We start from the raw sequence: 14619 nt of genomic DNA, 5'->3' as shown, positions 1-14619 counted from the left end.
TCAGACGTGCAGAGCGCGCTTGACCAGCTCGAGCGCCTCCGCCGGGTCCAGACGCAACGCCCGAATCTGCGATGCGAACCCCGCGGCCGCATCCTGGGCCCGCTGCATCCGGACATCCCCCTGAGCCCGCACGAACGTGCCGTTGCGGCCGCGGGTCTCGATCAGTCCCGCTGCTTCGAGCTCGCGGTATGCGCGCGCGACGGTGCCGGGTGCGATCTCCAGGTCAGCGGCCAGCCGGCGAACCGTGGGCAGCTTGTCTCCCGCGGGAAGCTCACCGGTGGCGATGGCGTCGATGATCTGCACGCGCAGCTGCTCGAACGGCGGTGTACCCGCGGCGGGGTCGATGGTGATCATGCGGATGACTCTCCTCTTGCGGCTGGGGCGGGGGTGGACTGATCGATGCGCATGGCATAGGCGGCGATGACGAAGTTCACGCCGGCCGCGCTGAAGGCCAGGCATACGGGCACGGCTTCCGGGCCGAGGGCGCCGGCCAGCGGCACGGCGACGACGGCCCCGATGGCCGTGATGACGACTCCGGCCTGCACCTGGCGCAGCATGAACAGGGTCTGGGTGCGAAGCGCGCGGTCCCAGGCGAGCTCGCTCCGGTCCTGAAGTGGCTGAGGCCGCGAGAGTACGGCGCGCTCCAGCAGCCGGAAGCCGAACAAGATGGCTGCCAGCGCTGCCAAGATCACTCCGACGGCCCAGATCAGCGCGGACGCGGAGGTCAGGCTCACCGCGATCGTGGCGGCGACGGCCGCGACGACCACCACCCACAGCAGACGGTCGGGGAAAGCGGCGTAGGGGGCCGGTACCGCGTCTTCGATGCCGAGCGATCGCGTGGGCGCCACCCGACTTCCGCCCGGGGCCGGGCGAAAAGTCCGGTGGAGGGCGGAGTGGATCGCCGTGGCGATGGCGACCGCAGGATAGATGAGCAGCAACAGCGCCCAGCCCGCGAACACGTCTGTCCCCAGATGCCAGGCGATGCTCACCGCGCTGACGAGGCAGACGGCGATGGCGGCCATCGCCCAGAGAGTGCTTGTGCGGAGCTGGCGGACCACCGCTGCGAAGGCTGCGGGAGCCAGTCGCGGCAGGTCACGTCGGTCCCCGAAGCGCTGTACCGAGCGCGGAGCTGCGCCCAGCGTCACAAGCAATGCGACCAGCGCTGCGGCACCGCAGGTGACGACGAATCCTGTCAGCTCCATCGGACCTCCTTGTGTCAATACAAAGCTAAACGGATCCGGCGCTCTGTGTCAACACAAACTGTTGGTGGGTGTGCCGTTCAGCCCCGGTGGGGAGGGCCGAATCTAGACTGGAGCGGAAATGATTCGACCCGACTTGAGCCTTCCCATCCCGGATGACATCCGTGCCGCGCACTTCATCGGCATCGGCGGATCCGGCATGAGTGGATTGGCACGCATGTTCCTCGCCCGTGGTATCCGTGTCTCGGGCTCCGACCGCGCCGACAGCCCCGGCCTTCGTGCCCTGGAGGACGCGGGAGCCACGGTCTACGTCGGGCACGACGCCGCGAACCTCGCCGAGGATGTCGACACCGTGGTGCACACCGGGGCGATCTGGCCGGAGAACCCGGAGTTCCTGCTGGGCAAGGAGCGCGGGCTCCACGTGATCCACCGCTCCCAGGCCCTGCACTGGCTCATCGGGGGGCGCCGGCTGGTGTCGATCGCCGGCGCACACGGGAAGACCACCTCGACCGGCATGGTGGTGACGGCGCTGCAGGCACTGGGGGAGGACCCCGCGTTCGTGAACGGCGGCGTGATCGCGCAGCTGGGCGTCTCCAGCGGGAGCGGCGCGGACGAGCTCTTCGTGATCGAGGCCGACGAATCCGACGGCACCTTCCTGCTCTACGACACCTCTGTTGCGCTCATCACCAATGTCGACCCCGATCACCTGGACCACTACGGCTCCCGGGCGGCGTTCGACGACGCCTTCGTGCGATTCGCCGACGAGGCCCGCGAGGCCGTGGTGATCTCCTCCGACGATCCTGGCGCCGTCGCCGTCCGCGCGCGCGTGCGTCATCCCCGGGTGCTGAGCTTCGGGTTCGCCGACGACGCGGACTTCCGCATCACCGACGTGGACACCACGCAGGGCGTGGCCTTCTCGATCACCCACCGTGAGGAGACGGTGTCGATCCGCCTCGCGGTCACCGGCGCGCACAACGCCGTCAACGCCACGGGAGCCGTGGCAGTGCTCGTCGCTCTCGGCCACGACTTCACCGCCGCCGCGCGCGCGATGGAGGGCTTCCAGGGCACGGCGCGACGCTTCGAGCTTCACGACACCGTCCGCGGCGTCCGCGTCTTCGACGACTACGCCCACCATCCGACCGAGGTCGATGCGGCGCTGACGGGTGCCCGCACGGTCGTCGGCTCAGGACGCGTCATCGCGCTGCACCAGCCGCACACGTACAGCCGGACGCAGCTCATGTTCGCGGAGTTCGCCGAGGTGCTCGAGAACCGCGCCGACCTGACCGTGGTGCTGGACGTCTACGGCGCGCGTGAGGACCCGGTCCCCGGGGTCACCGGTGAGCTTGTGAGCGGAGCCTTCGCCGACCCCGCACGCGTGCACTACGAACCGGACTGGCAGGGCGCTGCGGACTACATCGGCGAGATCGCCCGCGAGGGCGACATCGTCGTGACCCTCGGCTGCGGAAACGTCAATTTGATCATTCCGCAGGTGCTGAACGCGCTCGGACGGAACGCGGACTAAGCGTGCGTCGACCGCAGCAGCCGCCGAGACCGCCGCGTCGCGAGCCGGAGCGTCCCGCGACGCCGGACATCGACGAGGTTTCCCCGGCGGCTGCGCGGTCGCGGGCCGACGCGTCCGTGAGCCCGGACGACGTGGACACCGCCGTCGACTACGAGGACGTGCGCGCGTGGGTGAGTCTGGACGATGCCGCCCCCATTCCCGTGGACGCGCCGTCGACGGCGACGGATGAGCATCAGACGCAGGAGCTCGACGACCTGCGCGACCCTGCGGGCGACGACGAGTTCACCGGATTCGGCACCGGTGCTGCGCGGCGCTTCGGCCATGCGCCCGTGATCGATCTCGACGCCGCTCGCCCGGAGCCGGTGGAGAACGAGGGAGCGGACGCTGCGGATCGGCCTCGTAGCCGGTTCGGACGCGGTCGCGCACAGCGGGAAGCCGCGGACGACTCGCCCGATGAGCAGGCGAGCGGGCGCTGGCGGGACGTCTGGCGTGCCACGCGTGCCCGTCGCCGTGCGCTGCGCACCGAGATGCGTCGTTTCACGGTGCACAGCAGGCGCCGCCGACTGGCCTGGATCGTTTCGATCGCGACGCTCGTGGTCGTGGCGGGAGGCTCCTATGCTGCGGCATACAGTCCGTTGTTCGCCATCGAGAAGGTGACCGTCGTCGGGGCCAGCGCGCTCGATCCCACGGCGCTCGAGCAGTCGCTGCAGTCCCAGCTTGGCCGCCCGCTGGCTGCGATCGACGCCAGCGAGGTGAAGGCGGCGCTGGTGGGGTTCCCGATGGTGGAGACCTATTCCATCGAAGCCCGCCCCCCGCACGAGATGGTGCTGCGCATCGTGGAGCGCACACCGGTGGGCGTCATCGCCTCCGACGCGGGATTCACCCTGGTGGACGCTGCAGGCGTCGCGCTGTCGACCACCCCGGAGGTGCCGCCGGGACAGCCCGTGATCTCCGCAGCCGGCGGGGCTGGCTCGGAGGCCTTCGTCGCGGCGGGTCTCATCATCCGTTCGCTTCCCGAGACCATCCGCCCGGCGGTCACGGCGGTCTCCGCGACCACCGCGCAGGATGTCACTCTCACTCTCGCCGACTCCGGGGTCACCGTGATCTGGGGTGGCAGCGACCGCTCGGCAGAGAAGGCACGCGTGCTGACGGCCACGATGACGGCGAGCCCTCCCGGTCAGGTGTCGACGTACGACGTCTCATCGCCGAGCGCCGTCGTCGTCCGCTGACGTCCGCACCCCGCGTGTCGCGGCCGTTCTGGCCGACACGCGGCGTGGCATGAGGGCAACAGCGGTTGCAGGCGCATACCGTCAGGACTGGTAAATGTATACCCAGCAATACTTTAACCTTCTACCTGAGGGTGAAGGTTTACCAGAGGGTTCACACGACACGGAGGCCGGCATGAGCCAGAACCAGAACTACCTCGCCGTGATCAAGGTCGTCGGCGTCGGCGGTGGTGGCGTCAACGCCGTCAACCGCATGATCGACCTCGGCCTGCGCGGCGTGGAGTTCATCGCGGTCAACACGGACGCCCAGGCGCTGCTGATGAGCGACGCGGACGTCAAGCTGGACGTGGGGCGCGAGCTCACCCGCGGCCTTGGCGCGGGAGCGGACCCCGAGGTGGGCCGTCGTGCCGCCGAAGACCACTCGGACGAGATCGAGGAGGCGCTGCGCGGCGCCGACATGGTGTTCGTCACGGCCGGTGAGGGTGGCGGTACCGGTACCGGTGGCGCCCCCGTCGTCGCGAAGATCGCGAAGTCGATCGGCGCCCTGACCGTCGGTGTCGTCACGAAGCCGTTCTCCTTCGAGGGCCGGCGTCGTCAGCAGCAGGCCGAGCAGGGTGTCGCGCGGCTGAAGGAGGAGGTGGACACCCTCATCGTGGTGCCCAATGACCGCCTCCTGGAGATCAGCGATCGCGGCATCTCGATGATCGAGGCCTTCGCTACGGCTGACCAGGCGCTCCTGGCCGGTGTGCAGGGCATCACCGACCTCATCACCACGCCCGGTCTCATCAACGTCGACTTCGCCGACGTCAAGAGCGTCATGCAGGGCGCTGGTTCCGCCCTCATGGGAATCGGATCCGCGCGCGGTGCCGACCGTGCGATCAAGGCTGCGGAGCTCGCCGTCGAGTCGCCCCTGCTGGAGGCGTCGATCGAGGGTGCCCACGGCGTGCTGCTGTCGATCCAGGGTGGCTCCAACCTCGGCATCTTCGAAATCAACGATGCCGCTCAGCTGGTGAAGGAAGCCGCGCACCCCGAGGCCAACATCATCTTCGGAACGGTCATCGACGACACCCTCGGCGACGAGGTGCGCGTCACGGTGATCGCCGCCGGTTTCGATGCCGGTGAGCCCACGCCTCGCCTCGAGCTGCCCACGGTCGCCCAGCGTCCCGCCGCAGAGGAGGAGAAAGCCCCCGCCGAGGAGGAGAAGAAGGCTCCGGCCGAGTCGGCGGCACCCGCGGGCGCCACCCCGGCACCCGCCACTCCCGTGCTGCCGGACCTCGGCGGATTCGACTCCGCGTTCGACGACAACGACATCGACATTCCCGACTTCCTCAAGTGAGTACGCTGCAGTCACGCCTCGCGGACGTCGATCGCCAGATCGCCGCCGCGATCCGTGACGCCGGGCGACAGCCCTCTGAGGTCACACGGATCGTCGTGACGAAGTTCCATCCGGCCTCGCTCGTACGCGAGCTGGCCGAGCTGGGCGTCCGCGACGTCGGTGAGAACCGGCAGCAGGAGCTCACCGCGAAGCGGGCCGAGCTGGCGGACCTCGGTGATCTGCGATGGCATTTCATCGGGCAGGCGCAGACCAACAAGGCGCGCCAGGTCCGCGCGGCGTCGTCCGTCGTCCACTCGGTCGATCGCATCCGCCTCGCTGATGCACTGCATGCCGCCGCTCCCGCGGACGGAGACGTCCTGGACGTCCTGGTGCAGGTGAACCTCACCGACGACGCGGGCCGTGGCGGGGTGGCCCCGCAAGAGCTGGACGCCTTGGCGGAGCATGTGCTGGGGCTGGACTCGTTGCGCCTGCGCGGCATCATGGCGGTCGCCCCGCTGGATGAGCCGCCCGCGTCGGCGTTCCGTCGCCTCGCCGGATACGCCGAGCGCGTCCGGGCTCTCGCGCCGGAGGCACGTTGGATCTCCGCCGGGATGAGTCACGACTTCGCCGAGGCGATCGCCTGCGGCGCGACACACCTGCGGATCGGTTCCGCAATCACGGGCGAGCGACCCGCCCGGGGATAACCTGCAACAAGACGAGCACAATCACGGAGGACGCGATGTCGAACCCGCTCAAGAAGACGATGGTCTACCTCGGTCTTGCCGACGAGGAAGAAGTCTACGAGGAGCCCGCAGCGGAGGCGCCCGTGCGCCAGCGTCCGCGTGAGGTGGCCCGGGAGGAAATCGTGGAAGAGTCAGGCGTCACCGCACCCGTCACTCCGCTGCGCCGTCCGGCCGTGGTGCGTCAGCCCGCGGCAGGTCCGGTCAGTGAGATCCTGACCGTGCACCCCAAGGCCTACAAGGATGTCCAGGGCATCGCCGAGAGCTTCCGTGACGGCGTGCCGGTCATCATGAACCTCTCGCAGATGTCGGACGCGGAGGCGCGTCGCCTCATCGACTTCGCCAGCGGCCTCGCCAGTGGTCTGTACGGTCGCATCGAGCGGGTGACCAACAAGGTCTTCCTGCTCTCGCCGGAGAACATCGCGATCTCGGGCGACGGCGGCATCGCACACGCCGACGCCGACGCCTTCTCGCAGTCCTGAGCTCGTAGTGGGTTTCGCGGTCTCTCTCATCGCGAAGATCATCGTCTTCGCGCTGAATCTGTACCTGCTGGCGTTGCTCGCGCGCATGGTGCTGGATCTCATTCCGGCCTTCAACAGGGAATGGCGTCCGCGGGGCTTCGGCCTCGTGCTGGCGGAGATCGTCTACACCATCACCGATCCGCCGCTGAAGTTCTTCCGGCGTTTCATCCCACCCCTGCGTCTCGGACCGGTCGCGATCGACCTGTCTTTCACCGTGACCTTCATCCTCTGCCTGGTGCTGATCACCTTCGTCGGCGTGCTCGGGGATGTCTTGGCCGGTTGACGGGTGGGGGAGCTATGCTGAAATCTCGGAGCGAGCGTCCCATGGAATCGCACCTGGACCTTGACCTTCCTGAAGTGAAAGAGGAGCCATCATGGCATTGACCCCGGATGACGTCGTCACCAAGCAGTTCCAGCACGTCCGGTTCAAGGAGGGCTTCGACCCGGACGAGGTCGACGACTTCCTCGACGAGATCGTCGTCGAGTGGCGCAAGACCATCGAGGAGAACACCGAGCTGAAGGCGAAGCTCGCCAAGTACGAGTCCGGTGAACTCGCTGCTGCCGCTCCGGCCGAGGCCGCTCCTGTCGCCGCTGCTCCCGCTGCCGAGGAGCCCGCACCTGTCGTCGAGCCCACTCCCGAGCCGGAGCCCATCGAGGCACCTGCTGCCGCCGGCCAGCCCGCTGCTGCCAGCGCAGGCATCATCGAACTTGCACAGCGCCTGCACGACGAGCACGTCGCCGAGGGCAAGGCCCAGCGCGACCAGCTCATCTCCGACGCTCAGGCTCAGGCTGCGAAGATCATTGCGGACGCCGAGGAGAAGAGCCGTCAGGAGATCGCACGCCTCAACGAGGAGAGCAAGACCCTCGAGGGCCGTATCACGGAGCTCCGCGGCTTCGAGCGCGACTACCGTTCGAACCTGCGCAAGTACATCGAGGGCCAGCTGAAGGACCTCGACACCTCCGGCAGCGCATCCGGCACCACGCCGGTGTCCGCCGTCGGCCTCTGATCCTGAACGGATGACCGTCAGGAAGCCACTTCCTCGGGCGGCGGCCAGTGCGATCATCGCGATCATCGCGGTGGTGGCGCTGGCCGCCGACCAGTTCACCAAGCACCTCGTCCTGCAGAACCTGCAGGAAGGGGTGTGGGTCAACGTCATCGGCGAGTTCCTCCGCTTCACGCTGACCTTCAACCCCGGTGCCGCGTTCTCGATGGGCGAGGGCGTCACCTGGATCTTCTCGCTGGCCCTGGCTGGCGTCGCCATCGCGATCATCGTGCTGATGTTCACGCGCGTGAAGTCCCGGCTCTGGGCCGTGGTTCTCGGCGCTCTGCTGGGCGGCGTGCTCGGCAATCTCACCGACCGCCTGTTCCGCGCACCCGGATTCCTCGTCGGACACGTGGTCGACTTCATCAACACGCCATGGATGATGCCCGCCATCTACAACGTGGCGGACATGTTCATCGTGACCAGCATGATCTCGATCGCGATCATCGTGCTCGTCGGCGTTCGCATGGACGGCACGCGCGAAGCGAAGCCCGATGCCGCTAAAGCGAGCGTGCAGGCCACGGGGAGCGGACTGGTGCTCGGGGCGATCGACGACGAGGATCGCTATGAGAGTCGACGCGAGCGCCGTGACCGCTTGGCCGCGCAGTCGACGTCGGAAGGGACCACGAAGATGACCGAGAACCGTCGCGAAGAGGCTGAGGCCGAAGCCCTCGCCGAAGAGCAGGCCGCCGTCGCCGAGGAGCTGTCGGACGTCGACGCCCAGGACGCCGACGCCGCGGACACCGCTACCGAGAGCGCCCCCGAGAACCCGGACACCCTTCCGGCGCGTCACGACGCGTGAGCGTGGAGTCACGCTCGTTCGTCATCGACGGCGACGCGGACGGATCGCGCGTCGACGCCGTGCTGGCGCGACTCATCGACGTGTCCCGCACATTCGCTGCGGAGATCGCGGAGTCCGGTGGCGTGTTCGTGGACGGCCGCCCCGTAGGCAAGTCCGACCGCGTGGGGGCGGGTGCCCGTCTCGATGTGGCGTGGGAGCCCAAGCGCGACCTGGAGGTCGTGCCCACAGCGGTCCCCGAGCTGGGGATCATCCACGACGATGACGACATCGTCGTCGTGGACAAGCCCGCGGGCGTGGCCGCCCATCCCTCGCTGGGTTGGGACGGCCCCACGGTCGTGGGCGCGCTCGCCGCCGCCGGCTTCCGCATCGCGACCTCCGGAGCACCGGAGCGCCAGGGGGTCGTGCATCGCCTCGATGCCGGAACCAGCGGGCTCATGGTGGTCGCGAAGTCCGAACGTGCGTACACCCTGCTCAAACGCGCGTTCAAGGATCGCACCGTCGAGAAGGTCTACCACGCCATCGCGCAGGGCTACCTGGATCCGCTGGCAGGAACCATCGATGCTCCGATCGGACGGCATCCCGCACACTCGTGGAAGTTCGCCGTGCGTCCCGAGGGGAAAGACTCCGTCACGCACTACGAGACCCTCGAGGCCTTCGTCGGCGCTTCGCTGCTGGAGATCCACCTGGAGACCGGGCGCACGCACCAGATCCGGGTTCACATGGCGGCGATGAAGCACCCCCTGGTCGGCGATCCGCTCTACGGCGGGGATCCGAAGCTCGCCGCGCGGCTCGGCCTCGGCCGGCAGTGGCTGCATGCACATCGCCTGGCGTTCGAGCATCCGGGAACCGGTGACTGGGTCACCTTCGAGTCGCCCTATCCCGCCGATTTGCAGCACGCGCTGGACATTCTCGCCTCGACGTAGTTGGTGTGCGACACGCCCGGGAATCTGTGTATGAACCATCGCGGTCCTGCGAGTGAAGCACTGGTGTGAGCACAGACAGTGACATCATCCGGAGATCCCGCGACGACGCGCGGGCCTTCGCCGAGCTGTACGACCGGCATGCACGGCCGATCACGGGTTTCGCGATCCGGCGGGTGGGCGAACATGCGGCGGACGACATCGTCAATGAGACGTTCCTCACCGCCTTTCGCCGGCTGAGCGCCTATGACCTGCGTCAGGAGAGCGCCCTGCCGTGGCTGTTCGGCATCGCGTCCAACATGGTGCGCCGGCATCGTGCCCAAGAGGCGCGCCATTGGCGTGTGCTGGCGCAGCTTCCCGCCTGGCGAGAGGAGCCGGGCGACGACACCGAGGGATCGGATAGGGCGCTGGACGCTCGCCGGGAACTCGCTCGGCTGGCGCCCGCGATCGGGTCGTTGTCGATGCGTGATCGCGAAGCACTTCTGCTGTACGCGACCGGCGAGCTGACGTACGACGAGATCGCTCGGGCACTCGGTGTGCCCGTCGGCACGATCCGCTCCCGGCTGAACCGGGTCAGACGTCACATCGCCGCACATGGCGTTCCGCGCGCCGCGTTGGTCAGCACAGAATCGGAGGGCACGGAATGAACGACATCCTGGACGACCTGCGGCGGATCCTGCCGTCGGATGAAGCCGACGAGCAGCGTCTTCGGCGCAACAGAGCGGTGCTCCTTCAGGAGCTCACCCGGCGCCCGGCGCCGCGCGGGCGGTTGGCGCTACGCGTGGGTCTGGTTGCCACCGCCACGGCCGCCGTCGCCGGAACGGTGACCGTGCTCGCGCTGAACCCGGCACCCGCTCCCGCGCCGATGGCTGTGACCGAATCGGCGCCTGTGCCGATATCGTCTCCGACGCCGACCGATCCGCCGGCACAGCCGACGGCGACGCCCGCGCCGACGACGCAGCCCGCACCCGCACCGCCCACGGTGACGGGCGTGCTGGCGCAGGCCGCGCAGGCCGCTGCGTCGTCGGCAGTGCCGACTTCGGGATTTCGCCGTGTCGAGGTCACCGAGACCGCGCTGACGCAGGAGGGTCACACCGAAGACGGCACGAGTCTCGGTGATCTGGCGGATCCGGAGTACGTCGATGTCGCGACTCTCGACACGATGAGATGGAATCTGTATCTGCCGATGGAAGGCGATGGCACCTGGATCAGGCAGGTGGCGGGCACACCGACACGAGAGGCCCTGTGGGGGCGTGAAGATCGCGCGACCCCGGTGCCCGACTTCTCGAACTCGATCGGGCAGGCGTCCAGCTACCTGCCCAACTGGGCGTACTACGTGCTGCGGCCCTCGCGCTTCGCGGATCTTCCGCGCGACCCGCAGGCGCTGCTGGACCTGATCACCCAGGAACGCGGCGACGATGCGGGGTGGGTGATCCTGCACACGCTCTGCATGGGGTACGCGCCGGCTGATCTCCAGGCGGCGTTGTTCGAAGCTGCACGGCTCTTGCCGGATGCCGAACTGCTGGAATCCTCCGCAGGGACGGCCGTCATCGAGTGGCGCGAGCCGACCCCTGAGCCGGGCAAGCGGTTCCGGCTGACCATCGACACCGAGACAGGGCAAGTCGTCGCCTCCGACTGGTGGTGGGGGCGGGCGTCGTTGCTGCTCGGCACGCCTGACGACATTCCCGACCTCCATCGTGAGCTGAGCGGGACGTTCGTGGACTCGGCGCCCGATACCGCCTACTGACGCGCGGTGAGCCGCCCGCCGCCGGCTCGCATGTCCGCGGCGGCGGGTAGGCTCGGAGGGTGACAAGCGACTCCTTCGTGCACCTCCACGTCCACAGCGAATACTCCATGCTGGACGGGGCGGCGCGCCTCGGGGCGATGGTCGCGGAGGCCGAGAAACAGGGCATGCCGGCCATCGCCGTCACCGATCACGGCAACACCTTCGGAGCCTTCGAGTTCTACAAGACCGCGAAGGCCGGCGGCGTGAAGCCGATCATCGGCATCGAGGCGTACGTCACCCCCGGCACCCACCGCAGCGACAAGACGCGAATCCGGTGGGGTACGGCCGAGCAGCAGTCCGATGATGTCTCCGGATCCGGTGCCTATACGCACATGACGATCTGGGCCGAGAACAACACCGGTATGCACAACCTGTTCCGGTTGAGCTCGCTCTCCAGCATCGAGGGCTACTACTTCAAGCCCCGCATGGACCGTGAGCTGCTGAACACCTACCATGAGGGCCTCATCGCCACGACCGGCTGTCCGTCGGGGGAGATCCAGACGCGTCTGCGACTGGGGCAGTACAACGAGGCGCGGGCGGCCGCCGCGGAGTTCCAGGACATCTTCGGCAAGGAGAACTACTTCGCCGAGATCATGGATCACGGCCTGGACATCGAGCGCCGGATCATGGGCGATCTGCTGAAGATCGCGAAGGACCTCAACATCCCGCTCGTCGGCACCAACGACCTTCACTACACGCACCGGCACGATGCGGATGCTCACGCCGCTCTGCTGTGCGTGCAGTCCGGCTCCACTCTGGACGATCCGAAGCGGTTCAAGTTCGACGGAGACGGCTACTACCTGAAGTCCGCGGCCGAGATGCGCGATCTGTTCCGCGATCACCCGGAGGCCGTCGAAAGCACGCTGCTGATCGCGGAGCGCTGCAACGTGGAGTTCGACACCGAGGCGAACTACATGCCTCGATTCCCGGTTCCCGAAGGGGAGACGGAGGAGAGCTGGTTCATCAAGGAGGTCGAGAAGGGACTGCACTACCGCTACCCGGACGGCATCCCGGATGACGTGCGCAAGCAGGCCGACTACGAGGTGGGCATCATCACCCAGATGAAGTTCCCCGGCTACTTCCTTGTGGTCGCCGACTTCATCAACTGGGCCAAGGACAACGGCATCCGGGTGGGTCCCGGTCGTGGCTCCGGTGCAGGCTCCATGGCTGCCTATGCGATGCGGATCACAGACCTCGACCCGCTGCCGCACGGCCTCATTTTCGAGCGCTTCCTGAACCCCGATCGCGTGTCGATGCCCGACTTCGACGTCGACTTCGACGACCGTCGCCGCACCGAGGTGATCAACTACGTCACCGAGAAGTACGGCGATGCGCGCGTCGCGCAGATCGTCACCTACGGCACGATCAAGGCCAAGCAGGCCCTCAAGGACGCCGGCCGCGTGCTCGGCTTCCCCTTCAGCATGGGGGAGAAGCTCACCAAGGCGATGCCCCCGGCGGTGATGGGAAAGGACATGCCGCTGACCGGCATGTACGACCCGGAGCACCCACGCTACAAGGAGGCGAGCGAGTTCCGCGCGGTCGTGGACAGCGACCCCGAGGCCAAGACTGTGTTCGACACCGCACTGGGCATCGAGAACCTCAAGCGACAGTGGGGTGTGCACGCTGCCGGTGTGATCATGTCCTCGGACCCCCTGATCGACATCATCCCCATCATGAAGCGCGAGCAGGATGGCCAGATCGTCACCCAGTTCGATTACCCGGCGTGCGAATCGCTCGGCTTGATCAAGATGGACTTCCTGGGGCTGCGAAACCTCACGATCATCTCCGATGCGCTGGACAACATCACCGCGAACCGGGGGGAGACGCTCGATCTCGAACACCTCCCGCTCGACGACAAGGCGTCCTACGACCTGCTGGCCCGCGGTGACACACTCGGTGTCTTCCAGCTCGATGGCGGGCCCATGCGCTCACTGCTCCGGCTCATGAAGCCGGACAACTTCGAAGACGTCTCCGCCGTCATCGCGCTGTATCGTCCGGGGCCGATGGGCGCCAACTCGCACACCAACTACGCCCTGCGCAAGAACGGTCTGCAGCCGGTCACCCCGATCCACCCGGAGCTCGAGGAGCCGCTGAAGGACATCCTGGACATCAGCTACGGTCTGATCATCTACCAGGAGCAGGTCATGGCCATCGCCCAGCGCGTGGCGGGCTTCTCTCTCGGGCAGGCAGACATCCTCCGCCGGGCGATGGGTAAGAAGAAGAAGTCGGAGCTGGACAAGCAGTACGAGGGCTTCCACGACGGCATGGTGGAGCGCGGCTTCGGCGAGGGCGCCATCAAGGCGCTCTGGGACATCCTGCTCCCGTTCTCGGACTACGCCTTCAACAAAGCCCACTCCGCCGCCTACGGCCTGGTCTCGTACTGGACGGCATACCTCAAGGCCCACTATCCCGCCGAGTACATGGCGGCGCTGCTCACCAGCGTCGGCGACTCCAAGGACAAGATGGCCCTGTATCTCAACGAGTGCCGCCGGATGGGCATCAAGGTGCTGCCACCGGATGTCTCGCAGTCCATCAAGTACTTCGCCGCCGTCGGTGAGGACATCCGCTTCGGCCTCGGAGCGGTGCGCAACGTCGGCTCCAACGTGGTGGATGGAATCGTCGAGGCCCGCGCCGACGGTCCGTACCTCTCATTCCACGACTTCCTCAAGCGCGTTCCCGCCCATGCAGCCAACAAGCGCACCGTGGAATCGCTGATCAAGGCAGGCGCTTTCGACTCGATGGGCTATACCCGCCGCGCCCTGATGGAGATCCACGAGGACGCGGTCGATGCTGCGGTGGCCGACAAACGCAAGGCCGCCACCGGGGCGATCGGCTTCGACTTCGACAGCCTGCTGGGCGAGGACGAGACCTCCACCACCTCCTACGTCCCGGAGCGACCGGAGTGGACGAAGAAGGACAAGCTGGCGTTCGAGCGCGAGATGCTCGGCCTCTACGTCTCCGATCACCCGCTGGCGGGATTGGAGATGGCCCTCGCCAAGCACGCGTCCATCGGGATCGAGACGCTGCTCAGCAGCGAGGACATCAACGACGGCGATCAGGTCACCGTGGCGGGACTCGTCACCAGCGTGCAGCACCGTGTGGCCAAGGCCAGCGGCAACCCCTACGGCATGATCACGGTCGAGGACTTCTCCGGTGAGATCACGGTCATGTTCATGGGGAAGACCTACCTGGAGTTCCAGCACGCGCTCCAAGCCGACTCGATCCTCGCGGTCCGTGGCCGGGTCTCCCGGCGCGATGACGGTATGAACATCCACGCACAATCCGCCATGACACCGGACGTCGGCTCCCTCGATGCCAGCTCAGAGCTCACCCTGGTGCTCTCGGAAGCACGCGCGACGGAGCGGGCGATGATGGAACTCGCCGACATCCTGCGCCGAAACGCGGGGGACACGGACGTGATCCTGAAGATGCACCGCGGACGCAGCGCCAAGGTCTTCGATCTGCCGTACTCCGTCGGCCTCACGGCAGAACTGTTCGGCGAGCTCAAATCGCTGCTCGGCCCGCAGTGCCTGGGGTGAGAAGAC

At 67.5% G+C, this 14619-nt stretch carries 14 protein-coding genes; 12 read left to right on the top strand and 2 right to left on the bottom strand.

Annotated elements, in window-relative coordinates; translation table 11 throughout:
• Both ACIQJ5_RS09360 and ACIQJ5_RS09355 read right to left on the bottom strand, forming a co-directional pair.
• The gene (locus ACIQJ5_RS09360) at positions 1–354 is read right to left on the bottom strand and encodes a GntR family transcriptional regulator (RefSeq protein ID WP_231092053.1); all 354 of its coding nucleotides are present in this window, start codon (positions 352–354) and stop codon (positions 1–3) included.
• Positions 351–1202 carry a hypothetical protein gene (locus ACIQJ5_RS09355; protein ID WP_231092054.1) on the bottom strand — a complete coding sequence of 284 codons (852 nt, stop codon included), beginning with the start codon at positions 1200–1202 and terminating at the stop codon, positions 351–353. Before ACIQJ5_RS09355 ends, ACIQJ5_RS09360 begins: the two co-directional genes overlap by 4 nt.
• A gap of 118 nt (positions 1203–1320) precedes the next feature.
• Here ACIQJ5_RS09355 and murC point away from each other — a divergent pair, with 118 nt between their 5' ends.
• From murC to dnaE, 12 genes are all read left to right on the top strand, one after another.
• Complete coding sequence (murC, locus tag ACIQJ5_RS09350) at positions 1321–2721, top strand: UDP-N-acetylmuramate--L-alanine ligase (RefSeq protein ID WP_402843101.1); 1401 nt, start codon at positions 1321–1323, stop codon at positions 2719–2721.
• Between the two features lie 2 nt (positions 2722–2723).
• Positions 2724–3950 (top strand): FtsQ-type POTRA domain-containing protein, encoded by a 1227-nt coding sequence (locus ACIQJ5_RS09345; protein WP_402843098.1) that lies wholly within the window; start codon positions 2724–2726, stop codon positions 3948–3950.
• 172 nt (positions 3951–4122) lie between these two features.
• Positions 4123–5283 carry a cell division protein FtsZ gene (ftsZ, locus tag ACIQJ5_RS09340; protein ID WP_231092057.1) on the top strand — a complete coding sequence of 387 codons (1161 nt, stop codon included), beginning with the start codon at positions 4123–4125 and terminating at the stop codon, positions 5281–5283.
• Positions 5280–5966, top strand: a complete 687-nt coding sequence (locus ACIQJ5_RS09335; protein ID WP_402843094.1) for a YggS family pyridoxal phosphate-dependent enzyme — start codon at positions 5280–5282, stop codon at positions 5964–5966. Before ftsZ ends, ACIQJ5_RS09335 begins: the two co-directional genes overlap by 4 nt.
• A gap of 35 nt (positions 5967–6001) precedes the next feature.
• Positions 6002–6484, top strand: a complete 483-nt coding sequence (locus ACIQJ5_RS09330) for a cell division protein SepF (RefSeq protein ID WP_231092059.1) — start codon at positions 6002–6004, stop codon at positions 6482–6484.
• A 7-nt stretch (positions 6485–6491) separates the two neighbouring features.
• On the top strand, positions 6492–6806 hold the full coding sequence (locus ACIQJ5_RS09325) for a YggT family protein (RefSeq protein WP_402843092.1): 315 nt from the start codon (positions 6492–6494) through the stop codon (positions 6804–6806).
• Positions 6807–6897: 91 nt separating this feature from the next.
• Positions 6898–7530 carry a DivIVA domain-containing protein gene (locus ACIQJ5_RS09320; RefSeq protein WP_402843089.1) on the top strand — a complete coding sequence of 211 codons (633 nt, stop codon included), beginning with the start codon at positions 6898–6900 and terminating at the stop codon, positions 7528–7530.
• Between the two features lie 10 nt (positions 7531–7540).
• Positions 7541–8368, top strand: a complete 828-nt coding sequence (gene lspA, locus ACIQJ5_RS09315) for a signal peptidase II (RefSeq protein WP_402843086.1) — start codon at positions 7541–7543, stop codon at positions 8366–8368.
• A 2-nt stretch (positions 8369–8370) separates the two neighbouring features.
• Complete coding sequence (locus ACIQJ5_RS09310) at positions 8371–9291, top strand: RluA family pseudouridine synthase (RefSeq protein WP_231092142.1); 921 nt, start codon at positions 8371–8373, stop codon at positions 9289–9291.
• A gap of 65 nt (positions 9292–9356) precedes the next feature.
• Positions 9357–9935: an RNA polymerase sigma factor gene (locus tag ACIQJ5_RS09305; protein ID WP_402843084.1), complete on the top strand. Its 579-nt coding sequence runs from the start codon at positions 9357–9359 to the stop codon at positions 9933–9935.
• On the top strand, positions 9932–11035 hold the full coding sequence (locus ACIQJ5_RS09300; RefSeq protein ID WP_231092063.1) for a hypothetical protein: 1104 nt from the start codon (positions 9932–9934) through the stop codon (positions 11033–11035). Before ACIQJ5_RS09305 ends, ACIQJ5_RS09300 begins: the two co-directional genes overlap by 4 nt.
• Positions 11036–11142: 107 nt before the next feature.
• Positions 11143–14613 carry a DNA polymerase III subunit alpha gene (gene dnaE, locus ACIQJ5_RS09295; RefSeq protein ID WP_231092143.1) on the top strand — a complete coding sequence of 1157 codons (3471 nt, stop codon included), beginning with the start codon at positions 11143–11145 and terminating at the stop codon, positions 14611–14613.
• Positions 14614–14619 lie beyond the last annotated feature (6 nt).

Source organism: Microbacterium sp. GXS0129 (assembly GCF_044769785.1).
Taxonomy (GTDB): domain Bacteria; phylum Actinomycetota; class Actinomycetes; order Actinomycetales; family Microbacteriaceae; genus Microbacterium; species Microbacterium nymphoidis.
This window is presented reverse-complemented; position numbering and strand designations above follow the sequence as displayed.

Bases quoted from the DNA above. Each gene is read 5' to 3' on its own strand.
- dnaE (WP_231092143.1), top strand. From the start codon at position 11,143: ATGCTGGACGGGGCGGCGCGCCTCGGGGCGATGGTCGCGGAGGCCGAG.
- ACIQJ5_RS09360 (WP_231092053.1), bottom strand. From the start codon at position 354: ATGATCACCATCGACCCCGCCGCGGGTACACCGCCGTTCGAGCAGCTG.
- ftsZ (WP_231092057.1), top strand. From the start codon at position 4,123: ATGAGCCAGAACCAGAACTACCTCGCCGTGATCAAGGTCGTCGGCGTC.
- ACIQJ5_RS09300 (WP_231092063.1), top strand. From the start codon at position 9,932: ATGAACGACATCCTGGACGACCTGCGGCGGATCCTGCCGTCGGATGAA.
- ACIQJ5_RS09320 (WP_402843089.1), top strand. From the start codon at position 6,898: ATGGCATTGACCCCGGATGACGTCGTCACCAAGCAGTTCCAGCACGTC.
- ACIQJ5_RS09330 (WP_231092059.1), top strand. From the start codon at position 6,002: ATGTCGAACCCGCTCAAGAAGACGATGGTCTACCTCGGTCTTGCCGAC.
- ACIQJ5_RS09355 (WP_231092054.1), bottom strand. From the start codon at position 1,202: ATGGAGCTGACAGGATTCGTCGTCACCTGCGGTGCCGCAGCGCTGGTC.
- lspA (WP_402843086.1), top strand. From the start codon at position 7,541: ATGACCGTCAGGAAGCCACTTCCTCGGGCGGCGGCCAGTGCGATCATC.
- murC (WP_402843101.1), top strand. From the start codon at position 1,321: ATGATTCGACCCGACTTGAGCCTTCCCATCCCGGATGACATCCGTGCC.